The 25,790-nt window shown below is 45.9% G+C and carries 15 protein-coding genes; 4 read left to right on the plus strand and 11 right to left on the minus strand.

The features are described 5' to 3' along the window. Positions 1-1,668, minus strand: a complete 1,668-nt coding sequence (locus AC1VYS_RS28560) for a xylulokinase (protein ID WP_482934445.1) — start codon at positions 1,666-1,668, stop codon at positions 1-3. Between the two features lie 450 nt (positions 1,669-2,118). Here AC1VYS_RS28560 and AC1VYS_RS28565 point away from each other — a divergent pair, with 450 nt between their 5' ends. Continuing rightward, on the plus strand, positions 2,119-3,210 hold the full coding sequence (locus tag AC1VYS_RS28565) for a substrate-binding domain-containing protein (protein WP_482912459.1): 1,092 nt from the start codon (positions 2,119-2,121) through the stop codon (positions 3,208-3,210). A 261-nt stretch (positions 3,211-3,471) separates the two neighbouring features. Continuing rightward, complete coding sequence (locus AC1VYS_RS28570; RefSeq protein WP_482912460.1) at positions 3,472-3,660, plus strand: hypothetical protein; 189 nt, start codon at positions 3,472-3,474, stop codon at positions 3,658-3,660. A 126-nt stretch (positions 3,661-3,786) separates the two neighbouring features. Here the strand turns inward: AC1VYS_RS28570 and AC1VYS_RS28575 are convergent, their stop codons facing one another. The 7 genes from AC1VYS_RS28575 to AC1VYS_RS28605 form a co-directional block, all read right to left on the minus strand. After that, on the minus strand, positions 3,787-5,718 hold the full coding sequence (locus AC1VYS_RS28575; protein ID WP_482912461.1) for a sialidase family protein: 1,932 nt from the start codon (positions 5,716-5,718) through the stop codon (positions 3,787-3,789). Positions 5,719-5,833: 115 nt separating this feature from the next. Continuing rightward, the gene (locus AC1VYS_RS28580) at positions 5,834-7,048 is read right to left on the minus strand and encodes an ATP-binding protein (protein WP_482912462.1); all 1,215 of its coding nucleotides are present in this window, start codon (positions 7,046-7,048) and stop codon (positions 5,834-5,836) included. 176 nt (positions 7,049-7,224) lie between these two features. Beyond that, positions 7,225-7,770, minus strand: coding sequence for a 50S ribosomal protein L25 (locus AC1VYS_RS28585; protein ID WP_482912463.1), 546 nt, complete (start codon positions 7,768-7,770; stop codon positions 7,225-7,227). Between the two features lie 236 nt (positions 7,771-8,006). Next, a complete protein-coding gene (locus tag AC1VYS_RS28590) occupies positions 8,007-9,866 on the minus strand; it encodes a hypothetical protein (RefSeq protein ID WP_482912464.1) in 1,860 nt (619 codons plus the stop codon). Positions 9,867-9,877: 11 nt separating this feature from the next. Then, entirely contained in the window at positions 9,878-12,169 is a 2,292-nt protein-coding gene (locus AC1VYS_RS28595) for a glycosyltransferase family 2 protein (protein WP_482912465.1), read from the minus strand. Then, positions 12,169-13,215, minus strand: a complete 1,047-nt coding sequence (locus tag AC1VYS_RS28600; protein WP_482934446.1) for a GtrA family protein — start codon at positions 13,213-13,215, stop codon at positions 12,169-12,171. Before AC1VYS_RS28600 ends, AC1VYS_RS28595 begins: the two co-directional genes overlap by 1 nt. A gap of 433 nt (positions 13,216-13,648) precedes the next feature. Next, the gene (locus AC1VYS_RS28605) at positions 13,649-14,917 is read right to left on the minus strand and encodes an L-lactate MFS transporter (protein ID WP_482912467.1); all 1,269 of its coding nucleotides are present in this window, start codon (positions 14,915-14,917) and stop codon (positions 13,649-13,651) included. A gap of 242 nt (positions 14,918-15,159) precedes the next feature. On the opposite strand from AC1VYS_RS28605, the gene AC1VYS_RS28610 reads away from it, so the two are divergent. Beyond that, a complete protein-coding gene (locus AC1VYS_RS28610; RefSeq protein WP_482934540.1) occupies positions 15,160-15,888 on the plus strand; it encodes a YheC/YheD family protein in 729 nt (242 codons plus the stop codon). 131 nt (positions 15,889-16,019) lie between these two features. On the opposite strand, the gene AC1VYS_RS28615 is transcribed toward AC1VYS_RS28610, so the two are convergent. Both AC1VYS_RS28615 and AC1VYS_RS28620 read right to left on the minus strand, forming a co-directional pair. After that, complete coding sequence (locus AC1VYS_RS28615; protein WP_482912469.1) at positions 16,020-16,355, minus strand: hypothetical protein; 336 nt, start codon at positions 16,353-16,355, stop codon at positions 16,020-16,022. 208 nt (positions 16,356-16,563) lie between these two features. Then, positions 16,564-18,693, minus strand: a complete 2,130-nt coding sequence (locus tag AC1VYS_RS28620) for a 5'-nucleotidase C-terminal domain-containing protein (RefSeq protein WP_482912470.1) — start codon at positions 18,691-18,693, stop codon at positions 16,564-16,566. Between the two features lie 362 nt (positions 18,694-19,055). On the opposite strand from AC1VYS_RS28620, the gene AC1VYS_RS28625 reads away from it, so the two are divergent. Continuing rightward, complete coding sequence (locus tag AC1VYS_RS28625; protein WP_482912471.1) at positions 19,056-19,274, plus strand: hypothetical protein; 219 nt, start codon at positions 19,056-19,058, stop codon at positions 19,272-19,274. A gap of 165 nt (positions 19,275-19,439) precedes the next feature. On the opposite strand, the gene AC1VYS_RS28630 is transcribed toward AC1VYS_RS28625, so the two are convergent. Further along, on the minus strand, positions 19,440-25,745 hold the full coding sequence (locus AC1VYS_RS28630) for an Ig-like domain-containing protein (RefSeq protein WP_482912472.1): 6,306 nt from the start codon (positions 25,743-25,745) through the stop codon (positions 19,440-19,442). Positions 25,746-25,790 lie beyond the last annotated feature (45 nt).

The raw sequence follows: 25,790 nt of genomic DNA on the forward strand, positions 1-25,790 counted from the left end.
TTAGTTTCCTCCGTTCTCTACCAGATGCTCTACAGCGGCATGTTCAATGGCAAGTCCGCTCCGGTAGCGTTCGATAAATGCTTCAAAGCCCTTCACATCGGCAGCGTCTGGCGCCACTTCGACCCCTTCTACGTCCTTGAACACCTTCTGCTCCAAGAACACGTCCAGTGATTCTTGCTGATCCTGGTTAATCAGGTACGAAGCCAGCAAAGCCATTCCCCATGCTCCGCCTTCACCAGCGGTAGACATCACAGATACCGGAACATTCATAGCTGCGGCTACGATCCGCTGTCCCACTACAGGTGTCTTAAACAGACCGCCATGTGCCAAAATGCTGTCGATCGCAACCTGCTCCTTCTCGGTCAGGATATCCATGCCCAGCTTGAGTGCGCCAAAGGCGCTGAACAGATGTGTGCGCATGAAATTCGCCAGGTTGAACTTGCTTTCCGGAGAGCGGACAAACAGCGGTCGTCCTTGTTCCAGCCCTGTAATATTTTCACCGGAGTAGTACCCGTAGCTAAGCAATCCGCCCCCATCCGGGTCAGCTTCAAGCGCCTTGTTAAACAACACGCTGAACAGCTTGCCGGAATCGGCCTCGATGCCCATCGCCTGAGCGAACTCGCGGAACAATGCAATCCATGCGTTCAGATCACTGGAGCAATTGTTCGCATGCACCATGCCGACCGGACTGCCGTCTGGCGTGGTCACCATGTCAATCTCGGGATACACGCTGGACAATTCCTTCTCCAACACGATCATCGCAAAGACTGACGTGCCCACGGAGATGTTCCCTGTCCGTTTGCGCACACTGTTTGTTGCGACCATACCTGTTCCTGCATCACCTTCAGGTGCACAGAGTGGAATTCCTGATGCCAGTTCTCCTGACGGATCCAGCAGCTTTGCTCCAGCTTCCGTCAATGCACCTGCATGTTCACCTGCGAGATACACTTTAGGTAGCAAATTCTCGACCTTCCACGGATAACCTTTGCCAGCAATATGCTCATTGAACTGATTGATCATTGCCGGGTGGTAATTATGCGTTGTCTCGTCAATCGGGAACATCCCCGATGCATCGCCGATCCCAATCGCCTTATTGCCCGTCAGCAACCAGTGGATATATCCTGCCAGTGTGGTCAGGTAATCAATCTGAGGCACATGCTGCTCTCCGTTCAAAATCGCCTGATACAGATGGGCAATGCTCCAGCGTTCAGGGATGTTGAATTGCAACAGCTCTGTCAGCTCGCGTGCAGCCGCACCTGTCGTTGAGTTACGCCACGTACGGAACGGTACGAGCATTTCCCCCGCCTGATCCAGCGCGATATATCCGTGCATCATTGCAGAGAAGCCGATTGAACCTACAGTCTTCAGCGGTACACCATACTTCTGCTCTACATCCTGCTTCAACTCGCGGTATGCCGTCTGCAAACCCGTAATGATATCCTCCTGATTGTACGTCCAATAGCCGTCTTTCAGCAGGTTCTCCCATTCATAACTGCCAGAGGCAATCGTCTCAAAATGCTCATCAATCAATACCGCTTTAATGCGCGTTGATCCAAGCTCAATCCCAAGTGAGGTTGCGCCCTGGGCAATTGCCTCTTTCACATCCACATGACTTGTCACTTCCGCATATCCCCTCTCTCGTTGCCATCTACGTCCGAGGAATGGCATCTATTCAGGTGCACGCACACTAAGTGCAGCTCCACTTCCGCTTATGGCTATAATCTATTTCAGCATTCCAAGAATGCGCTTTCCTGTTCTGACAGCCTTAGTATATTTTTTGTACGTACATTTGTCAATGAGATATCCAAGTTATACTCACAAAGAACTGATTTTGTAAAATATCCAATAATACCAACGAATTTTTATTCATTTTTCTAATATATATGTAAGGTTCATTTCGACAAATGGATTGTCAGTTGTACGTATCTTTCCGAAAAATGTACGGTTTTACTTGCAAGTCAAGCGGATCATGCTAGAATATGTACGTACAACTTAGGCGGTGATTTAATAACTTATTTATCGAAATAATATAGATATAAGGTTGTTTTGCCATCAAAGTACAGTGCAAGAACCTATAGTTCAATTTATATAGAAGTTACAACGAAAGAAGTGGACGATGTGAAGCCGAAATACCAAGTGATTATTGATGATATAAAGAGCGATATCCTGTCGGGAATATACAGCATGGGTGAGCAGATTCCCACGGAATCGGCTTTGCAAGAAAGTTATAACGTGAGCCGGCAGACGGTTCGCAAGGCCATTTTGGAATTATCCAACGAAGGATTTTTACGCAGTGAAAAGGGGTCTGGCACCTATGTCAGCAATCAATACCGATCGCGAGCAGGTGGCAGTACTTCCAAGAAGACGATTGGTGTCATCACCACCTATATCTCGGACTATATTTTCCCGTCCATTATTCGCGGTATCGAACGTCGTCTGAATGAGGACAACTATTCTTTGTTGCTCGCCAGTACGAATAATGATGTAGCACAAGAGAAAAAAGCACTTGAAATGATGCTCTCGTATGGTGTGGATGGTCTGATTGTTGAACCGACGAAAAGCAATCTGTACAACCCGAATATTGCGTACTATCTGTCCTTTAAAGAGCAGGATGTGCCGTTTGCCATGATCAACGCATTTTATGAGGAGTTAGAGGTGCCTTTCTTTTGTCTGGATGATGTGCAGTCCAGTTATCTCGCCACTAAAGAGTTAATCTCTAAAGGGCATACCCAGATTGGGATTATTGCCAAAATGGATGATCTGCAGGGCAAGTACCGGATGAAGGGGTACATTAAAGCACTAGGGGAAGCAAAGCTGAGGTTCCATCCTGAGCATGTACTCTCGTTTGACACCGCATCAAAGGCTGATCTATCTGCGAACGTGACAACCTATCTGCAAGAAAATCGGGATGCACTCACCGCAATTGTCTGTTATAACGACGAGGTTGGTTTGGAGGTAGTGCATGCCTGTCGCCAGCTCGGTATTTCGATCCCGGATGAGCTGTCGATTATTGGTCAGGACAATTCCTACATCGCCAAAAATGCAAACATTAGGCTCACCACACTCACCCATCCTCAAGAGCAGATGGGTTGTGATGCTGCCGATTGGGTCATCCGCAAGTTGCAGGGGAAGAAAGACCTCCCCAATCAAACCTACTATCAGCCTGAGCTGGTGGAAGGCGAGACGGTGAAGGAGATGGAGGTGGAGTAAGTATACTCATATTCATACTCATGCTCATGCCCATGCTCGCAATCATATTCTCCGCACTTCCTTACCTTTATGCTTGCTCTACTCTGTAAACACAAAAAACGCTATGAGCCAGTAGCAATGGATACGAGGGTGATATAATAGATGGGTCACGGAGTAACATATATCCTACGGATAGCGTAGAGTTCCGTAGAATTTGCGTTTATTCACATTTACACGAGCAGTACGAATTGGGATAAAAAGAGCTTAGGAGGTGATCTCGTCATGGTTGAAATGAACGGCCTGTCACAACCAGCCCATCTGTCACCTGGGGACTTGAACAGCATGCGTGCCAAAACGTTGGGAGATTATTTAAAATCACGACGCGCCCGGCTTCAATCCGAGCAAGTAGGACTCCCCAAGAGGTTCCGCAGCTGGCGAGCGCTATCCTTCATTTTCCTGAGTCAGAGTTGATTAAGAGGATGAATAAGAACAGGAAAAAGGCTGCCCCTCGGCAGCCTTTCTCTAGATTATTTTTCGTATCCAGATATGTTCTCTTTTTTGCTTCCATTCCTATGCCACTCTCTTCAACGATTTCAATCAAGGAAGATTAGCCGTGACAATCTTACCCGTGTTGCCAAAGACATAAATCTTTCCTCCGAACTCCACCACCTGATACCAATCTTCCGTAGATAACACCTCTTGCTTGGTCCACTTCTTTGCATCTTCAGATACGAAAATAGAGCCCTCACTGCCTACTGCGATAAACAGCCCCCCAGCATGTGCAATACCAAAGAACCCTGTTGCCATCCCATGAGCATATAATTGGTCAGGGAAGCCGGATTCTGTCCACTTCAGGCCATCAGCAGATGTCAAAATCACTGCAGTGCTCGCATTGCCATAATAACTGGCCGTGGTCACGACAAATTTGCCATCGCCCCATGTTATATCATAGTTATGACCTGGAAACAGCGCCCGAATCTCGTTCCATGTCACCCCATCTTGGGATGCTAGAAGAAGCCCGTTATCTCCTACGGCAACCAGCGTCTTGCCATCCGATGCCATGGCATTTACTTTTTTCTTCACCTTCGTATTTAACGTCTTCCACGTCTTACGGTCTTTGGACGAAAGAATCGTGCCTGCCTCACCCGCTACGTAATACGTGTTACGACTATATACCACACTTGTGAGAGAACGAGTAGTAGGAGACTTAATACTCTTCCACGTAAGTCCGTCTACGGAAGACATCATCTTCCCATCATCCCCTACAGCGAAGAAATCCTGACCAGACCAGACTACATCCCGAAGAGGAAATGTCTGTTTTACTTGCGCAGATGCCCACTTTCCAGCGGTATTCATCCGAGCCGAGCCCTGAGAACTGGTGAATAAATCATTCAACCGACTATGATCCCCACCTACAATAACCAGTCGATCCTGACTTACTGCGGCTCCATATACATTCGTTGGGATTTGAAAAGAATGCTGTTTGGCCATCTTCCACTTTCGTCCATCTGACGAGGTTTGTATACCCGCATCTGTAATCGTGACATACTGCTTCCCGTTATGAAGGGTAACGTAAGGATACTGTTCGGGTTTGGATACAAAACCCGCTTCACTCCAGTTCTTCCCATCCTTAGATGTCCAATTGATTTGCTTCAGAATATGCTTCTTTCTATCGACGTATTCAAAACCTGTAATGTAAAATCGATCCTTTGCCCAATGAGCACGCGACCAAAACACATTGGATGATACAAAACTCCACTTCTGCCCATCTCTGGAGGTCATGATCGTCGCGTCTCCTACGGCAACAAAAGCTCCACCGCCATAGGTCATATTCCAGATCTGCTCAAAGTTTGGCTGATTCGTCTTCACCTTTTTCCATGTGATCCCGTCCTTGGATACTGCGGTTATTCCTCCCTCATATCCTTGAGCCACAAACATCTGATTGCCCCAAGCTACACCCGTGAAGTTGGTTTCAATCCCTGTTTTTCGCTCTGTCCATTTCACACCATCTTCGGAAGAAAAAATCTGCCCGTCATATGACGTGCCGCCAACTACGACATACCTCTTTCCATTCCATGCTGCGCCTCTCGGAAAATTTATATGTATTGGTTGATCAGATTTCTCCCAAGCGAGACCATCCTTGGATGTCCACACACTGACGAATTGTGCTTCCTGACGAAAACCTACAAATTGATTCTTGCCCCATATGATCAAACTAAAATCTACTGGATAACCTGTATAGGTTGTCTTCCAGGACATCCCGTCTTTTGACGTCTTCACATTACCTCCGACAGCCGGCATAACATATGTACCGTTGCCGTAAGCAACGGAACGGGAAAAGTGATCATTCAACTCGTCCAGAGATGACCAATTCAGTTGCAGTGGGCTTTCTACGGCACCCCCATTCAGGTTACTTTCCTCATCTGCCGCGTAGGAAGATGTAGCAAAAACGGAAAGCAGTACAAATAGCATAGCTGTTATCCACGGCATAAAACCCTTTTTCGTTGAACCCCATTGTTTACGAATCATACGTACCTCCTTCATGATGTACATTACAGTTTTACGCAAAATTAGATATTACTTCGGATTAACCCAGACATAGCTAAGTTGGCCGCAGGCGGGTAGAATCTACTATTCGTACGACTCAGCTGCGGTCTGCAGCCGGAAATGTCAGGATCACCGTCGTACCCACGCCCTTCTCACTCACATACTTGATGGTTCCGCCAACCTTCTCCACAATGTTGAAGCAGATCATCAGGCCCAGTCCTGTACCATTCGTTTTGAGCGAGTAAAACGGCGTACCCAAAGCTTTCACCTCCTCCTCGGTCATCCCACAGCCCTGATCCACAATCTTGATCTCTACCTTCTGCTTCACAACTTTGGCTGTTACGTGAACCATGGCCCCCGTATCCGAAGCTTCAAGGGCGTTCTTGATCAGATTAATGATCACCTGCTTGAACTCAACCGCATTCATGAGGATGACACAGCCCTCCCCGATCTCGATATCGATATGTTTATTCGACAACATGGCGTAGGAGCCCAATAGACTGGCTACCCCTTCAAGCACCTCTTGCACATTCACATTCTCATCAACCGGTATCTCTCTGTTCGGTTTGGCAATGGACAAAAATTGAGAGGTCACCTGTTCCACTGTATTCAACTCATCAATCATCAGCGCAAACTTGGATCGATCTGCAGTGTCGAAGGCAGGATTTTGTTGGTACAACTGTAGGAACCCTCGCACTACGGTCACCGGGTTACGAATTTCGTGAGCAACCGCTGCTGTCAGATGTGCTACCATTTTGAGGCGTTCAGATTGTTGCACCTGTTCCAGATATAACTCTTGCTTTCGTATGCGATCAAAGGTCAGATAGAAAATGAGAAACAGGAGCAGCTGGCTTGCCAAAATATTAATCAGATTGCCAGTCAAATCTATATGTATATATTTGTAGACATTATCTTGCTTATGAATATAAGTCGTCACAACCACCAGCAAGATCGTATTCAAACTGAGCGAAATATAAAACAGCTTGAAATCATAGAACAGAATCGCGAGTGCTGGAAGCAAACAGATCATAATGTACGTTGTCCACGTCTGAGGATATATCAAAGCAAGGGTGTAGAAATAGACAAACCCGAGCAAAATGATGCTCAATCGAAACGCAAACGTTTCATAGCGGGGGTAAATAAGTAAACAGGCAGGTATCGTCACAACACATAACAAATGAATGACATATCCGATGGTCATACCCTGAAGCTCCGCGGTCGATACTACTAATCCGGCTGCCATTAGAAGGATCATTAGAAACATCGATATATAATAGGTCTTCCGGTTCATTGGACTATGCAATTCCTTCATATATTCACCACCTTGTTCGTGAATTTCTATATATAGTATTGTAGCTTATTTCCTGTATCACCTTCCATGGATGAGAAATATTTTATTTCTCCCACTCCTGACTGCAACCAAAAACAAGCTGCATGGGCTAGTCGCCCATGCAGCATTTCAAAACATTTTTCAACATAAAGACATCGTTAAGGTTTAATCACAGAGAGAAGTGACTCGTTGCCCTCTGAGATCACCGTTACTTCCGGTGCGAACTTGGCATCCTCAACATGGAGGGTTTGACCAATTTTCATTGCACTAATATCAAATTCGACCACGGTTGGCAGGTGACGAGGCAGCGCCTCCACTTCAATCGTAGCTAACTGAATCTGCACAACCCCGCCGTACTTCGCATCCGCTGGGGTTCCGTTGAACTTGACCGGAATTTTGGTACGTAGTACCTCATTGTTCTGCACCTGCTGAAAATCAACATGGAGCAAATCCCGTGTAACGGGGTCACGTTGCAAGTCTTCCAGCAACACGGTAAGTGAAGGTTTTTCTTCGAATTGCAGTTCGATGAACCCGGACGCACCTTGTTTCAACCATTTTTGAAAGGGTACCGACGGGATATGAATCATCTCATTCTCTGTATTTTTGCCAAAAACAATACCTGGCAGGCGGCCAGATTGGCGCAAATTCTGAAGTTTGGACGGCTTTAATTTGATACGGGTCTCCGCTTGTATAAGAGTAGTCATGCTATGTTCGCTCCTCTGTATTCTATGATTTTCTGTATACATTCACTTTCCATCATCCAACATTCCCCTACGGGGGCTAAAGAGAGAAACATAGCATCACCACCTCCACATGCTTTCATATTAAATACATTAAATGTAAACTCCCATAATATACAGCAAGGCACTCTACTTGGAAAAGTAGAATGCCCTTGGGATATGCTCAGCCTATCATAGAAACCTACTTTTGTCGATGAGGTTCAAGTTAACGTCAACACAATCCGGTCACCGGATCGGGTGATTTTATAGATTCCTTTTTGCATATCAATGCCGTAGTGTTTTTTTAACAACCTTTTGGCATCGAGATCCGGCTCAATCACCACTAGATAGTCATAGTTACTCAGCAAATTGTCCATGTTATCCTCATAGAACAGCACGATACCGTCCACATTGGGAGCATATAAGAAGTATCTACCCACGTATTGCATGTAATAACTGGTGACCTGTTGATCCCGGTCGGAGCCATAGAACAGATACTTGTTCATATCCTCCTTACCGCCCGTATACCACCGATCCCCTGTCACCGTATGCACCTCATAGGGAAGGGTCTTGTCATATGTTTTGGTGATCGAGATCATCCCGTTATACTCCGACAAAAGTGTGGTTGCTGCGAGCGCCATACAGCCGATAATTCCCTGTTGATAATGCCTCTTGGTCTGAACCGTCTTGAACGCTTGAAAATCGGGAACCTCACCAATGCGGTAATGGAACGTACGCTCAATGTCAACGGCTGCACAAAGTACCAATCCACCAGCAAAGAGTACAACGATACTTGATGCGTAACGCTCGAAACCTGCCAGTCGGACAGCCTCATCCACAGGCATGGAGAAGAGATATAATGCCAGAATTCCGGCATAGTAAAGTACAACGACCACGTTCAGTGCAATCAGCACTTTCCACAGGTTCCACTTCTTCTTGAGCACGACATAGGCGACGATGGAAGCAGCGATTGCAGCGATCTCAAAAATGACAATGCCTAGCACAGGTCTGGATGTAATATCTACGCTAGATTTCAAGAAAAGCACCAGAATGTCCCACTTTTGCTCCGCTGTTTTACCAGACTTTAGCGCGGCGGCGGCACCCTCGAACTTGTTATTCACACCTTGGAATACCGTTGCCATGCGCCAGCTCCAGCTGAAATACGGCAACAATGCCCCTATAATCGTACCGAGCACAGCGAGTCCAATCTTCCAGTTGGCACGTTGCTTATTCGCAAGCCAGATGTAGACGAGAAAAATCAGGCCAACGGCCGCAAAAATGATGCCTGTACTTTTGATTACCGTCAGCAGACCCGCCAGCGGCAGAATAATGATGCAAGCCCGCTTAAGATCATGACGGTACTGGTATATCGCTGCCATAATCGCTAGCGCGTAGATCGGAAGCAGGAAATCCACCAGTAGATTTGTAATGCGAATCGTCAGGTTGAAGAAGGACAGTGTCGACAAACCTAACCCGAGAAAAGCATACAGCAAAAACCGTTTTTTCTCTGACACCACGCCAAACATGGCATAGAAACAGGAAAAGATCAGCAGCCCCTGCGCCAGTAACATGATCGGCTCAGCATGTCCCATGAATCGGCAGATGTAGTAGATAAACGACGACGTGCCGAGCGGGTAATTTTTAAACTCAATCAGGTCCGAATTCGGCGTCGGAAATGCATTGGTACTTAGCATCTGCTTCACTACAATGGCCCAATGGGAGAAATTATCGTAGTGCGTCAGTTCTGTCTGGAACAGAATGAGCAGAAATACGAAAACCCCGCCCAGAAAACTTAAATGAAATAACGAAAATGAAAAAGACCATGCGCCCCGTTTGCTCTGGTACAAAGCTTGAATCACTCTGCCTCTGAATAACAGTAGACCCGTGACCAGCACAACAATGCTGCCCGTGAAGAGCTGTCCTGCTAATCCGGCGAAATAGACGATACAGGCGATAGCCGAGAACACAAATATCGGAACAAACTCCCACCGGATGGACATGACTTTACGGACAAACTGCATATAACCAACCATAGATATTATGAGTAACATGCCCATCACAAGTTGAAGCAAAAACAGCATTTCTATCTCTCCTAACCCTCTTTGGTGAACCGCTTAGCTTGTGGACGGATTAAATCACTCAGCAACTGATCAATCAGACCACGCCCCAAGATCTCATCGATATTCTCTACGGAGAGAAGCACTTCACGTTTGTTCGCCGTTGTTTTTCCTGTATGTTTTAAGACCACTTCAATATTGCTTTCAGTGTAAAAGGTAACTTCTGCCCCTTCTGCTATCTTACCTTGCAGATTCGTGGCAGAGAAGAAACGATAATTGAAGCTGAGCAGTGTACAGCTTGCATGGTTTGTGAACGTCACGGGAAGATGAAGGGACAGCCTCGGCATTTTCCGCTGATCCGACTTAGGCCGGATGATCCGCTTTTTCACATTGCGAAGCATGTCATCGTATGCCGTATCCCATAGATTCATCTGCTCTGGCAGCGAGTGCTTCCGGTCATAGATAAGCTGCATGTATTGCCGATTATCCGTCTCACTGAGCGGTTTAACCGTTGCGGAATAGCGCCATCCCTCGCCATCGGCTTTAACATATACAATAACAGCATCCAGTTTGGCTTCATATCGACTCGATTTGACCATCAGAGAGATCGTCTTCTGCTCCGGCAAATAAATAGGGTACGGAACGTAAAATGCGATGCCATTCTCCGATAGATCAACGGTTTTGGCCTCATATTGTAGCGTGCTATCCGGATAACCAATGATAACATCCTCCTGCGCTCGTATCCGCTCATTCTCCCGATATGCCCGGCGCCCGATCATGAAGAAGAGGGCATAGAGCAAGGCAATCATATTGTGAACGAGCCAGAAGATGATAATGCTGCTGAAGAACAAGGCGATGCCGTATTTGCCGTTCACATACCGAATAATCGCAGCGATGGACAGAATCAGCAGGAAAATATGCGGCAGTGCATATTTCATCGAGGCAATCCACTCACGTCCGGTCGAACGGTTTTTATTCGTCACCTTGAACTTGCGCTCACGGATACCCACCGTCTCCAGAATGACCGGCCAGATCAGATAAGGCATGAAGATCGTATCAATGACCTGACTCCAGCGTTGATTTCGTATATTACTCGACAGATAACGCATCGACAGACTGTAAAAGAAATACGAAGGCAGCCAGAAGATTAGAATCTGCCAGAAGGTCGTATTTACAATCTGGAAATCAAACAAGGCAAACAGAATAGGAGACAGGATAAAGATCAGTCGATTGAAAAAAGACCACCAGTACAGAAAACTGCTTACATAGGTTATCCTGGTCCAGAAAGGCAGCTTCCTGGAGATCGGTGCACGCGTATTTTGCAAACTCTGGATAATGCCCCTCGCCCAGCGAATCCGCTGCTTGATCATGCTCGGAATCGTAGTCGTGGTCTGCCCTGCTGCCTGTACTTCCTGGGTAGCATACGTGATATATCCTTCTTGTTGTAACCGGATGCTTGTCTCAAAATCTTCCGTAATGGTGTTCAGCGGGAATCCACCGATATCCACCATACCCTGCCGGGAAATCACCGTATTACTGCCCGTATATGCAACCGCATTGGACGCATTGCGCAGAATGTTAACCTCACGCGAGAAGAAGTCCTGTTCATTCGGAATCCCTTGCTCCGCATATAGGTTGAACTGGAACAGATCGGGATTGTAAAAGCTTTGCGGGGTCTGAACCAGCCCCAGCTTAAAGGTCGGATCCATCTCGTCCTCACGGCGAAGCCGCCATTCTCCATTTTCCTCGGTAAACGTGGAGAGCAGGAAATACGGGACGGTTTTCATCAGAAATGTATGCTGCGGAATCATGTCTGCATCAAAAGTGGCGATCAGCGGAGAAGACGTCTTGCTCAGCGCATTGTTCAGGTTACCGGACTTGGCATCCTTGTTGCCTGGGAATCCCAGATACCCTATGCCAAACTGCTTCGCCAGTTCTTCCACTGCAGGTCTCGCTCCATCATCACACAGATAAATGTGTACCTTCGACTTATCCGGATAATCCATGAACGTACAGGCATTCACCGTTTTATATAGAAGGTCAACAGGTTCGTTATGTGTGGCAATAAACACATCGACATGCGGATAATATTCATCCGGGATCACCGGAAAATCGAGCTGTGCCCGTTTCTTTTGCATCTTTTGAAAAAACAACTCGAAGGTCGTGCCTACCGTGACTGCCTCCGCCATAATGAGCAGTATGCCAAAGATAACATTCAGCACCCCTTCTCCCCATGGTAGCGTAAAGAACATACGCCAGATCAGATAAATCGTCATGAGGATCATGGTGATGATGAAAAAAACATTTTGTCTTTTCTCGTTTTGCACTACAGCTGTTTCCTCCTTGCTGCAAATACCCACCTCCGCTGCAGTTGGAAACTTAGCAGGAACAGGATGGCATCACAGACGAATTTCGCTGCCTTCTCATCCACGAGGAATAGGGTATGGAATAAATACACGCCTGTACTCGACAACAATATAACCAGGCCGCACAACGTTAAGTAACGCCATAGACTCCCCCGGCTGTCCTCCTTCCGGAACACAAAATATCGATTCAGTACATAATTCACAACAATAGAAATGACTCGGGCAATGACGGTGGCGAGCAGAATTCTTAAATAATGCTGATCCCCCATCAGAGGACGCAGGAAATCGATCAAAAACCAGGCAATGCCCAAATCAACCACAGAGCTTGCAACTGACGATGAAATAAAACGAAAGAAATTAGAGAATAGTACACCCATCACCCGGGCACTATCCTGAATCGCTTTGAAATGTGTACCTGCATTGCCGTTCTCATAGATCACTTGAATAGGCACTGTGTGAATGGCAATCCCGGATTGAATACAGGAAATCAGCATCTGCAGCTCATATTCAAACCGCTTGCCGCGCACGTCCAGCATAAATGACAATAACTTTGTGCTGAAGGCACGAAGTCCCGTCTGGGTATCCGACAGTTTCTTTCCATATAACAGGGCAAAAATAAACGAGGTCATGCGGTTGCCTAACAAGGATTTGGGCGGAATACTACCTTCGCTAAAATCACGCACACCGAGTAGCAAGTTATGGGGATGAAGTTTGGCTTCCTGGGCAATACGATACACATCCTCCGCAGCGTGCTGACCATCAGAATCCGCAGTAACGACGTAGTGAGCCTGGCCGTAATGCTGTGATATGTAACGAAATCCGGTCTTCAGCGCCTCACCTTTCCCCTGATTCTCCGCGTGTCGCAGCAAAACGCATCCAATATCTCCTAATTCTTCGAAAATGTGCTGATAGGTTTCACCAGAACCATCATCTACAATGACCACATTCGTGAACCCGTAGTCTCGCAACTGACGCACATAGGACAAAAGTCTATCATCTGGTTCCAAAGAAGGAATAAGGATGATTGTTTCGTCCTTTTCTTTTGCTATAATCATCCGAAATGAGCCCCAATTCGACATATTTTCATGAAAATTTTGTCGCACATTAGCGTTAGTATCTTCCTTGAATATATGAGAGTATACCATTGAAAGGGTAGGTCGTAAACGAGCATTTTTGTAATCTAATGGTAAAAAAGTTTTACATTTTCATGTACATATACTAGTCGTAACAGACTATATCACTCTGACGTATTAATCTTGCAGATGCCACATAAATAATAAAGAACCCCGTCTATTAAACGGGGGTTCGGATGACAGCGTATGACTTAAACAACAGCTTGGTCAAATGAAAGAATTTTTGATATCAAATGCAGGATGATTCGCTTGATAAATTAATGTGATGATTGCAGATACTATTGATTTTCTTTTGGATATCTTTCGGTTAGACCGTCAGTTTTGGGTTGTTACTCGCGCCTTTATTCTGATATTTGATGGCCCACTTGTATACAAAGGTCAGAACAAATCCAGTCAGACCACAGATTGCTGCAATAACAAAGGCTCTCTGATAACTGCCATCCGCGCTATATACATTCCTCATAATGGATGGCCCGAAATAACCCGCCAGTGCAAATCCGATAAACATGATCCCGTAATTCACACTGTTGTTTTTGGCCCCAAACTGATCTGCGGTGAAGCCGGGGAATACTCCCATTAAAGAACCAAAGCTCAAACCAATCATGGAAATCCCCATGTAAAATGTACCTACACTGCTCTCTCCTGAAAAATAAAGCATGATCAGGCCGGCCACGGATAAGAGAGACGTAATGGCAAGTGTATTGATTCGGCCAATTTTGTCTGAAATATATCCGGCCAGAATCCGGCCACCTGTATTAAACAACGCCAGGATCGATACAACTGTTGTTGCGGCGGCAGCCGACAAACCAACCATTTTCTGAGCGATAGGTGAAGCTTGAGAAGTGCACATGAGTCCGGCAAAAGCTCCGCTGATTAACAGCAAGATCATCACGTAGAAGATCGGGCTTGCAAGCATGCCTCTCCAGTTCTTATCTTCTCGCGGAGAACGGCCAAGTTGGACAGCACTCGGTGTCCATCCTGACGGAGCAAAATCAGCAGGACATTTCTCAATAAAGAACGAAGCTACGCAAATAATAAGGAGAAAGGCAATGCCGATAATCAAGAATGCAGAGGTTACTCCCGAGTTGCTGATTAAAATATTGGCAACCGGAGGAATGATCACAGAACTTAACCCATAGGCCGCTGTGGTCACGCCCCCAACCAATCCGCGTTTGTCCGGAAAGAACTTGATGGAGTTGCTGATCGTACATCCGTAAACCATTCCCGTTCCCAAACCAAGTACAATCCCGTAAGCAAATACCAGAAAACCTACAGACGTTGCAAAGCTGGATAAAATCATACCTCCCCCAAATAGGATTCCTCCAACCAGAATGACCTTCTTGGGTCCAAACCTGTCATTGATCCATCCACCCGATATCATTGTAATAGGCCCCACCGAATTGCAGATCGTAAACGCAATGGCCAAATCTCCTGGTGTTAATGTACGCCCTGTGAGACCACTTAGATATGCTGCCATCGGAGCAGCGAATACACTCCATGCATAAATGGAGCCAATACATAAATTGATAAAGCAACTTGCAATCAGAATAATCCATCTCTTTTTTGTCAGTTCCACTGAGATCTTTTCCCCTCATGATTGTATTGTGAAATAATTCACTAACTTATGCGATAAAGTGTAGCACAGCTTTTTATATCCATCTATGACAACATGTATAGCTTTATCAAGGATTTTTTGTAGTTACCTGACACGGGAGAGATTCTCATATTTAGACGAATGGAAGCTTATGCCAGAAACAGGTTTGAATTAAAATAAGGTGAGAGTCGTAGACCCTGATTTGACCCTGATTAAAGGCTGTGATGTCAATGTTATTTCAACGGGACAAATGGCTACAGTATCGGGCCTTTAGCAGTGTCCCTTTACTCGCCAGGCGATTGCCAGAAACACAGTTGCTTGAGCAAGAAACCTTAGACCAAATGCTACTACAGCATTCAAATGTCGTGCTGAAACCCTGCGACGGACGTTATGGCAGAGATATTATGTTTATCCGGCGTCTGAAGACGGGCACCTACCAAATCCAAAATGAGAATAAAACTATTTCGATGCAAAACAAAGACGAATTACAGGATTGGCTTGATCATATCGGCAAGGATCGTGAGTATATCATTCAGCAGCGTCTATATTTAGCTCGTATTCAGCAAAGGCCTTTCGATCTTCGAGTTATGGTTCAACGCCAGAAGGCAACCTCTTCAGTCTGGCGTGTGACCGGCTCTTATGCCAAGATCGCGTCACGCGGATATCTGGTGACTAATGTGACCAACCGCACCATTCCTGTGCTTAAAGCGTTACACTTAGCACGTGTTGGTGGACGAAAGTTACTCCTTCAAGTGGAGCGCACTGCTCTGCTGGCTGCCAAGAGTCTCGAAGTGCACTACCCTGATCTGAGACAAATCGGTTTTGATATCGGCATCGATAAGAAAGGCCGAATCTGGATTATTGAAGGTAATTATCGACCCGACCTTCGTCCTTTCCGGCGCTTGAAAGATGCCTCGATGTATCGCCGAATCCTGTGGTATCAAAAGCATTAATTCCAGTTTTACGACGCAAAGAAGCGACTCACCGTGAATCTGGAGAGTCGCTTCTTGTTCTACCTACCCATTCATTTCTGCATCTCATGCAGCTGGCTGGAATTCAACTTGCTCCATGCATGCCGATAACGTTAACATTTCCGGCGACGTCTAGCCGAACTTACCACACGGGTTACCCGGAACTGGTTCGGACCAACCTGGATAATAGCAAATTGGCTGTATGATGTCCCTGATGACGTGTACGGTTCGGCCTCAATATTTCCACTCGGTGTGACCACAGTTGCAGTAATTCGAGTCACCAGACAAACTCCACGCCCCGATGACTGCCAAGTCCCTTCACGTTGAACACTGTAACGGTCATTGCTACAGAAGATAGACGCATACTCGACTGTTCCATACGCATTAAACGAAGTAGAGTTATAAATCTGAACTGGATCATACCCACCTGTTGGTCTACGATTTCCCATTCTCAAAACCTCCTTATTGTTGATAGTTTATTAGATGCAGTAGAGGAATTTTGGTGAGGGATAGATGTGGACAAGGCAGAAAAAAGTGTTTTTGCCTTACAAAAAAACCACCCGCTGGATTAGCGAGTGGTTTTTAACTGTTGTAGCCATGTATAATGCTCGGCACATGATGATCCTGATTCGATCATTCCTTGCTTGCAGGTGAGGATTAAGAAGCTTTCGCCGCAGCTGCTTTTTCAATGATTGCTTTGGCATCATTCATCGAAAGACCTTGCTTAGGCTCTAGCATTTTTTTGTCTGTAGCACTGAAAATACCTTTATCAATCAGTTTCGCCAGTGGCTTCACCGCATAAGCAGATACCGATGTTCCATCTTCAAAACCAGCAATAATGGTTGCTGCCTTCGCTTCGGACGCCGGGCTGTTTACCAATTTGGCCAAAATTGTTGCTGCCTCTTCCCGAGTAATATCACGCTCAGGATAGAAGTTGCCGCCGTAACCTTGAATAAATCCGGCTTTGGAAGCTTCTGCAATTGCATCTGCATATGCAGCATTAGGAGAAACATCCTGATAAGCAGGTGCTGTAGATACTTCGTTAAGCTTCAACAGATCCACGAGTGCAGTTACAAATTCAGCACGAGTAATAGGTTCATCGTTAACTGGTGCTGGTGTTTCTGCTGGCTCTGTAGCGACAGCCAGGTTTGTGATACGTCCTTCTTTCTTAGCTTCGATATCGCCGCCTTTGAAGGTATCTGTGATGTATTTGTAGAACACATCCAGATCAATCGGACCAGCCAAAGATGATTTCGCATCCAGAAGTACTTTGTAGTTATCTCCACCTGTAGCCATGAAATTGTTCACAACAGCGGTGTATGATTTTTTAGGATCAACAGGTGTGCCGTCTTCCAGTGTAAGAGCCGTCACACGTTCAGCAACCGGCTTGCTGAAGTCAGCCGTGTATTTCAAACCAGCGATTTGCAACGTTTTTGTGTTTGGTGTGCCGTCTGCATTCGTTCCCCATTGCTGTTGCAGTAATGTTTTTACTTGCTCACCTGTCAGCTCCAGCTTCACAAGTGTATTGCCGAAAGGCTGGATTTTAGCCAAATCCGCAAAAGTCACATCACCTTTTGGCAGGTCTGCACGGATGCCACCTGGATTCATGAACGCAAAGTCAGCCTTGCTTGTTTTATCTCCAAAGTCCGCTTGGCGCATCGCATCCGCAATCAGGTTACCCAGCGGAGCTTCGTTATTGTAAGCATCTGTACGCAAAACGGAGCCATCTGTTGTACCTACTGGCTTGGTCAGCTCAGGATGCTTGTCCAAAGACTTTTTAATGATAGCGAGTGTTTCAGGGTCTTCTTTTACACCCTCTTGGAACGTTGTTGTTACGGTAGCCGATTTTTCAGTTACATCCCCGGTAACAGGGTCAATCATCAGCTTGATATCTTCAAACGCCGTACCATACGAGTACGCTTGTACGATCAGCTTGCCATTCACGACACCGTTCGCTAGAGCGTGATTGTCACCCGCAACGATGACATCAACAGGAGAGTCCGCAGGCAAAGCTTTTGCCAAGTCAGCCGCTTCTCCAGTCGTTACCCCTTCTTTGGTCGATGCTGGATCATGTGCCAGAACGATGATCGTTTCAACGCCTTGGTCTTGCAATTCTTTTGCATATTTATTAACAGCTTCAACCTCTTCTTCAGCGCTCAAGAAACGTACGCCTGCTGTACCTGCTGGAGATACTTTGTTCGGCGTTGATTTCGTCACGAGACCGATGAATCCGATTTTGACGCCACCTACTTCTTTAATGACATATGGTTTAATAAGCGTTTTGCCAGTTGCCGTTTCGATCACGTTAGCATTCACATAATCAAACTTTGCTCCAGAATGAGTGACTTTACCTTCTTTTGGATCAAGACCACCGAAAATTTGTGCTTTCAAAGCAGCGATCCCATGATCAAATTCGTGGTTACCCAAGGAACCCACATCAAATTCCATCATATTCATCCACTCCATCGTGGGCTCATCCCGATCAAGAGATGACACTGGAGCCGATGCGCCAACCGAGTCCCCGTTATGGAACAACAGAGAATGCTCATACTTGGCCCTAGCTTCTTTGAGATAGGTTGCTAGAATTGGAGCCGATCCTGCCTTTTTATCACCAACTATGGATGTTGTATCTAGCTGGCCGTGAAAGTCATTGATTCCAATCAAATGTACTTCTACATCTTTGCCTGCGGCAGAAACGGAACCTGCTGCACCGAATAGCTGAGTGAGTAATAATGTAGCAGCAGCCACACGAATGGTGCTTTTCCCCAAAACTTTTTTCCAAGACATGAGTAAACAAAACCCCTCTCCAATTTCAGATCCTGAGATATTTTACCATAGTTCAATTCATAAAAGGGGTTAATTCTATTAAATCTATGTAAAAAAATTATAGAAAAGATAGAACTCTTCATATTGAAAATGTTACATTTTATATTTTCCACTTGCTATAATGGAATAAAATGTTATATATTCTCTTTGTAATTGCCTTCCAACTCTGTTACATGCATAAACTACCCTCTTTTACTACCACTACGCCTTCCTCTGACTTCTAAATACATCTTAACACTCATAACGATATAAACCATCTATTCTAGCACTTCATTTTCCTTTAAAGGAGGTGACCCTGAGAGCTCTGTACATATGGCTGTCCCATGAATGATAACACATCCAAACTAGTAGCTGTCTGGGCTATGAATAAGGAAGCATGGATTCCCGGCCACCATGGCAACACGCTGCCAGTTGATACACCGGGTGATACTCTTATCATGCAAAATGATGGTAACTTGGTACTCTACAACACTACCTTAACCAACGCAAATTATCCGAATAGCGGGATTCCCGTTTGGGCATCCAATACAGGCGGTCGCTAAGAGGATTGATGATCATGGCTTCAGGAGTATGTTAAATCATTGCGAGGTTATGTAAAAAAGCCGAAGAAGGGGTTCACCCTGCCTCGGCTTCTTTTCGTTTTTTCTGTAATGAAGTATTCCTGAAGGATACACTTCATCTGCTTGAACATGTTATTGGAGCGAAGTTTACCACAGATCCTCTGGAATGTAACGAATCATCATTTCGGAGCCATCTTCATTGATTTTGTACGTATGCGTTCTTGTTGCTTCCTCAAGATGTCCGAATGACCATCTGCCCAAACGGTTGTCTGGATAAGAAGCTTCAACCCCGGTCAAGGGACCTCTGTACAACATCCCATTGATCATTTTGACAGCTTCCTCTCGGGTAAGCTGACTGTTGGGTTGGAAGGAGCCATTTTTATATCCTGATAGGAATCCAAAACGGTATACCTCATCGATAGACTGCTCCGCCCAGCTTCCGCTGATATCGGTAAATGAGCTGATTCTCAATACATTGTTCATCTTCAGCTCTCTTGCAACTCCCAGATAACGGGCAATCGCTGTTGCCAGTTCGGCCCGTGTGATCGGTTGATCCGGCTTGAACGTGTTATCCGCATAACCTTTAAATATCTCTTTGTTTACAACTGCTTCGATATAGTCCGCTCCCCAGTAACTTGTAGCAACATCGCTAAACAACTGTACGTGACGAACCTCATCTTGCAATTTCAGTGTACGGGCAAAGATAGCAGCGATCTCTGCACGCGTAATGAGTCGTCCAGGCTTAACATTGCCATCTGGATATCCCATAATGTAACGGGCGTGCTTATGTTCATAGCGGTTAGAATATAACATCACCTTGATCAAGGATACATCATCTTGTGTATTGGTGAGCGTAAGCTTGTGATCTGTTCCTATGTTAGCCGTTATAGTCCCAAAATCTTCGCCTTCGTTCATATCGTTAACTTTGAGTTTGAACGTCAGCTTGCCCTGCGTTCCTCCCGATAGCTTACCAATATTCCATTTGATTTCTTGACCTGTTACAGTACCACCGTTCGCTTCAACCAAGCTTAATCCTGTGGGGATCTTAGCTTTGACGTACACACCATCGGCATCGGCCGAGGTTTTATTAGCATAGATCACGGTGAAGGTCAGTGTATCACCTTCCCCACCCTTCATTTTGTCGACTAGGATCGCTGTAGCAAGGTCGATCGATTCTGTCGGTACTGTAGTTGTTGGGACAGTTGCTGGTGGAGATGAAGTTGTCGGTGGGTTTGATGCACCCGTACTCGTTCCTGCTCCTGCTCCTGCTCCCCCTCCATTCGATGTTGTCAGAGGTGTCATGCTAAAGTTATAAAGCACAATATCCGTACCCACATGAATCAGCGGTTGGCTTGGATCAACAACTCTGCTATCGAAATCCTTATATCCTGCCTTCTTCGCAGTTAAATAATAGTCCGTATGCGGAAATACCATAAAGGCATACTGCCCTGTCGCATCACTTGTCTGCGGGTTGGCATTATCCGCTGGTGGGAAGTTATTCACCGCTGGCAAGTTAACAACTGTTCCGTTACTGAAATGAAGTGTAACAACAGCACCAGTTATCGGTTGACCTGTCACAGAATCCGTAATTGTACCGTATGGGTCAATGAGTACTTCACTGATGCTGATCTGTCCGTCCGCATTAATCTGGGTGTTCATGTGCCCCACAACGATAGGTTGTGTCCCGCCTCCTGGAAGCGGAATGTTATAGACAACTTTTGCCGTATAGTTGCCCTTGAGCACGCTGTCGATATTAAATGTTCCGTTCTGGTTAACTTGACCTGTATGATCACCATTGCCATCATTGATCAACACGTTGTAGCCACCACCCACAGTGCCATCGAGCATTGCGGATGCCCCTTGTGTTTTACCAACCAGGACAACACCGGATACCGTTTTATTCGCATCAAAGGAACGGCCATCCACACTTCCGTTTACAGGTACGCTCTGATTAAATGTGACCGATTTCTTCTGACCGCTGACTTCAACCAGCTTTGTAATCGATACATCGTAGGTTACATTCCCCTGCGGTATAGCAATGGTGTATGCTCCGTCAGCTCCTGTAACGGCAACGGCATGAAAATCAGCAATGCCGTCTCCGTCAAAATCTTTACTCACTTTGATCGAGGAACCGGCTAGTGGTTGTCCTGCTTGGTCTGTGACAACACCTGTAATAACGCCAGGAGTAATCGTAATATAGATGGTGTCACTAACCTGGATACCCTTTTGGCTATCATCAACCGTTGCCGTCAGCGGTAAAGATACAGATCCCGTACCTCCAAGAACCGCTGCGGTAAAGGTTGTCTTTGCAACGCCTTCTGCATCCGTCAGAACCGTTATCGTATTCGTGTTTCCGGTAAAATGACCGTATGTTGTATTCGGTACTTCAAATACAACTTCAACGCCTGCCTGAGGGCGTCCCTCTTTATCGGTTATTACCGTCTTAAATACGGATGTAGACGTGCCATTACCAAGTATGGATGAGGGGTTGGCTGTTAATGTAATATCGTAATCGACAAGTTCAAAATCCTCGGTGATATGTCCGTTTCCATTCACATTTGCTGTAGACACAGAGACTTCTCTATGCGCCGGGCTATATCCATCACGCACAATTTCCAAAATATAATTATTGATGATGACATCTTCGAAATTGTACTTCCCATTTGTATCGGTGGTAGTACGCCCCTTCTCTTTACCTGCAAGGTCGCGCAAAATTACAGTAGCACCAGATACCGGATTTTGGGTCTCTTTATCTCTGATTGTTCCATCAATGCTAGGGTTGATAAATGTAATTGTTACCGTAGCTTCGTTGGAATGACCTACTCCATCAAAAGCCTGATAAGTGAACGTCACACTGCCAGATATTTCTCCAGCAGGCACAAACGTAAATGAACCATCGGTTTTAACATTCAGTGTACCCTTGCTTGGATCACTCAGGGAGCTGATGTTCACGGCAGTAAGCGTACCGTTCCCTACAACGGTATCATTCGATAGAATACCGGTTGCCGCAGGAACGTTCAGCGTACGGCCCTTCACTACCTGATAGCTGTCATTCTCAGCTATAGACAGCTTACTGAATTTTGCATAATAGTCTCCCGCTGAGGAAACCGTCAATGGATAAACTTTATCCGTACTTACAGGTGTACCTGTGCCTTCCTCGTTGTCATACCATCCTGCGAAGGCATAACCTGAAGCTGGATTTGCCGTAATCGTTGCCGATTCGCCAAGTGCATAGACGCCGTCACCGTCTGTCATGCCCCCAACATTACCAATGACATAAGTCGTGATCGGCACTTTAATAGTAATCGTAACGGTAGCTGAGCTCGAGTAGACAGTCCCGTCATAGGCCTCGTAAGTAAACGTCACATTACCAGATGCATTTGCCTCCGCAACAAAGGTAAATGATCCATCCGGGTTCACATTCAGTGTACCTTTGCTTGTGTCACTAATCGAGCTGACATGGTCCACTGTAAGTGGATGATTCTCATCATCGGTATCGTTAGAGAGCAAGCCACCCTCAACCGGAACGTTCAGTGTGTCCCCACTCTGAACATTGTAGCTGTCGTTATTTGCGGTTGGCTTATGCGCAGGTGGTGTAATGTTAATTGTTACCGTTGCTACGTTAGACCGGCTAGATCCGTTATCAGCTTGGTAAGTAAACGTCACGCTGCCTGATGCTTCCGCTTCAGCCGCGAAGGTGAATGATCCCTCGGGATCCACACTCAGTGTGCCCTTGGTTGAATCACTAATCGAACTGATATTTACAGCAGTAAGTGCACGACCCTCGCTATCCGTATCATTGAGCAAAATGCCCTCTGCTGCTGAAATCGTAAGTGTCGTTCCTCTTACAACGCTATACGTATCATCCAAAGCGAATGGCAACAATGTATATTTTGCATAATAATGTTGGTCGTTCTGAACTGTGAACGTGTAGGCTGCATCCGTACTTACAGGGGTCCCCGTTCCTCCCTGATTGTCATACCACCCTGCGAATGCAAAGCCGTCAATCGGAACGGCTGTAATGGTTGCAGATTCACCAATGTTATAGGTGCCATCTCCTGTGGTCGTGCCACCAACATCTCTGATAACATGGGTATTGATCTCAGCTGTAGTCACGTTGGTTACATCGGTGGATACCGTATTCGATACAAGGTTAATTCCCGTAATTACAGCAGAATCGCTATCTAATGTCTGTGGCGTGTCGGGTGCAGTCTTCGTAAAAGTAAGCACCTTGTTAGCATTGGCAGGAACATCAATCCCTGTCTGGTTTTGGCCATCGCTAGTGACGCTGAGGCCTGTGATAGCTGTATTTGTATAGTTATAAAGCGTAACTTTATAATCTATAGACCCGTTAATCGGAACGGTTACCGGCCCTGTCTTCATAATCCCCATCTGCAAATCAAGCTTCCCGTTGTTTCCAAGTCTCATGATGGCCTTGCCATTATTCAGCGATTCCTCGGTTACATACGTTGCGCCGATTCCACCCGTTTTGGAAATGGTCCGCTCACTTGTTAAAGCCTGATAATAGGGGCTGTCTGCAGGTGGGAGGAAGTACGCTGCCGTCTTGGCACCATGCGTCGCATTGCCTGCATTGATGTAACGGGTTGTATCACCGACCTGATCGGGTGCTGCCTCAAATGCCGGTTTTACTTTATAACTGATTTTAAAAGAACCGCCTGCTGGCGCACTATAATCTCCACGCTGCGGACTTGTTCGGTTCTTGAAGCGGTAAATATGCGATTGCATATCATCTGCGTCAATATACCATGTAAGACTGCTAATGCCTGCGATGGTTTTAATGACCGCCTTACTCTCATAACCAGCAAATTTATAAGCTGTACCACCGTTTATGATCGTATTTGAATCTACTGTGGCAATGGCATCCCCAATTTTTAATGTAGATAGGTCCACCGCAAAATCATTGCTGATTTCGTCCGCAACAACGATAGCACTAGCGATATCTGCCGTTTCTGTCCCCCCAAGATCCGTGGTTTCCGGTATGTTGAGAAGCGGAAGTATCGTTGTATTAGCCTCAACATCGTTGGTTAAACCGGCGAAGGCTGACTTCACAAGGTCATAGGTTGGGGCAAAGGTATAATAATTGCTATACACAAAGGCATCTGCATAATTCAAATTATTAGGACCAGCAGCCGCGTATGTTCTCAGGCTGTCATACGTTTTTTTTGCCGTACCATTTCTATAATTTATATTCTCTTTGTTTTCGTTGACACTCTGCGGATCGAGCCCTGCCCATGCGTAAACGGGCTGATTACTGCTATTCGGGCCATTAATAGCCACATTCGGGCCTAATCCCACGGTGTATACTTTGGTTCGGGTAGTTTCCCCTTCGTTGTATTCCGTATATTTATGATCCATAAGGTCTTTCATGTATGCACCGGTGAGAATGGTCAAAGCCGCGATATCTGGATCGCCTGTACTTGCCAGACTGGTGCTCGCTACATCGGGCACATACTTGTCAGCATCTTTTCCAATCTGATTATAGTTTGGAACCGTTGTAGCATCAGCTATCGCATTAGCAAAATCATTCTCAAATGATCTTCCTTTCGGCGAAAAATACCATGCTTTCTTCGCATGAATCGCTGCCCCATCCGACAGAAGGAATAGATAAGGCTGGTGTTTGGAAGCCGATCCTCTCGTTCCTAATTTGCTCATTGTCTTTGAGATGCCATACATGATCCCATCCTGAGTTGGTGTTCCTGGTCCCAGCTTAACTGCAGATGGTGTTCCAACGCTGCTTCCGTCCTTGGTTAGATTATGGTTCAAAGTAACCGTATGGTTATTGCTATTATCTTTGTTGTAAACCAGATAATCTTCAGTTTCATGGCCCGAACTGAATTCGTAATGTCCCAGTTCCATAAATGTACCAAGATGGTTAGCATCAGCTGATCCGCCGAACCAATATACCGCTACGCGGTTTTTGGGATTTGCTTTCATAACGGTACGAATCGCTTCATTCGCAGCGATGGCCATGGCTTGTACGCGGAAATAGAGTTTTGGACCACCTTCCTGCAATGCTATCTCTCTAGTGGAACCGCCCATGGAAGAACTCATATCCAAAATAAATGTCACATCTGCGATAGCACCGTTAGCATTATCGGTCCCGCCAACGCCTGGATTCGTCGAGTTGGTTGTCATATATTCTTGTGCTAGGGCAGATAACTGGATGTTGAATGTACCATCGCTCTCTGCCGTAACACTCTTGTCTGTCCAGATCCGTCCATCTGAGGCAGCTGTACCGAAACCATCAGGTGCTGTATCTGTGACCGGATCGGCCGTTAACTTCACCCGATATTGCTTGTAGTTTGCCTCTGCTGTGGTTGGAGCGTTATCTGCATAGGCTACTGAACCGAATAATGCAGATAGACCACTCCCTCCCAGGATTAAACATACCGTTAGCACAATAGAAATGATTTTTTTGATGCCTTTGGTCATATCCTTTTTGCCTCCATATAAAATTAAAATGTAACTGGTTCTTTT

This window comes from Paenibacillus sp. G34 (assembly GCF_056856875.1).

Coding starts and splice junctions, on each gene's coding strand:
- AC1VYS_RS28560 (WP_482934445.1), bottom strand. CDS start 1,668: ATGCCATTCCTCGGACGTAGATGGCAACGAGAGAGGGGATATGCGGAA.
- AC1VYS_RS28570 (WP_482912460.1), top strand. CDS start 3,472: ATGGTTGAAATGAACGGCCTGTCACAACCAGCCCATCTGTCACCTGGG.
- AC1VYS_RS28575 (WP_482912461.1), bottom strand. CDS start 5,718: ATGATTCGTAAACAATGGGGTTCAACGAAAAAGGGTTTTATGCCGTGG.
- AC1VYS_RS28580 (WP_482912462.1), bottom strand. CDS start 7,048: ATGAAGGAATTGCATAGTCCAATGAACCGGAAGACCTATTATATATCG.
- AC1VYS_RS28585 (WP_482912463.1), bottom strand. CDS start 7,770: ATGACTACTCTTATACAAGCGGAGACCCGTATCAAATTAAAGCCGTCC.
- AC1VYS_RS28590 (WP_482912464.1), bottom strand. CDS start 9,866: ATGCTGTTTTTGCTTCAACTTGTGATGGGCATGTTACTCATAATATCT.
- AC1VYS_RS28610 (WP_482934540.1), top strand. CDS start 15,160: ATGTCAATGTTATTTCAACGGGACAAATGGCTACAGTATCGGGCCTTT.
- AC1VYS_RS28615 (WP_482912469.1), bottom strand. CDS start 16,355: ATGGGAAATCGTAGACCAACAGGTGGGTATGATCCAGTTCAGATTTAT.
- AC1VYS_RS28620 (WP_482912470.1), bottom strand. CDS start 18,693: ATGTCTTGGAAAAAAGTTTTGGGGAAAAGCACCATTCGTGTGGCTGCT.
- AC1VYS_RS28625 (WP_482912471.1), top strand. CDS start 19,056: ATGAATGATAACACATCCAAACTAGTAGCTGTCTGGGCTATGAATAAG.
- AC1VYS_RS28630 (WP_482912472.1), bottom strand. CDS start 25,745: ATGACCAAAGGCATCAAAAAAATCATTTCTATTGTGCTAACGGTATGT.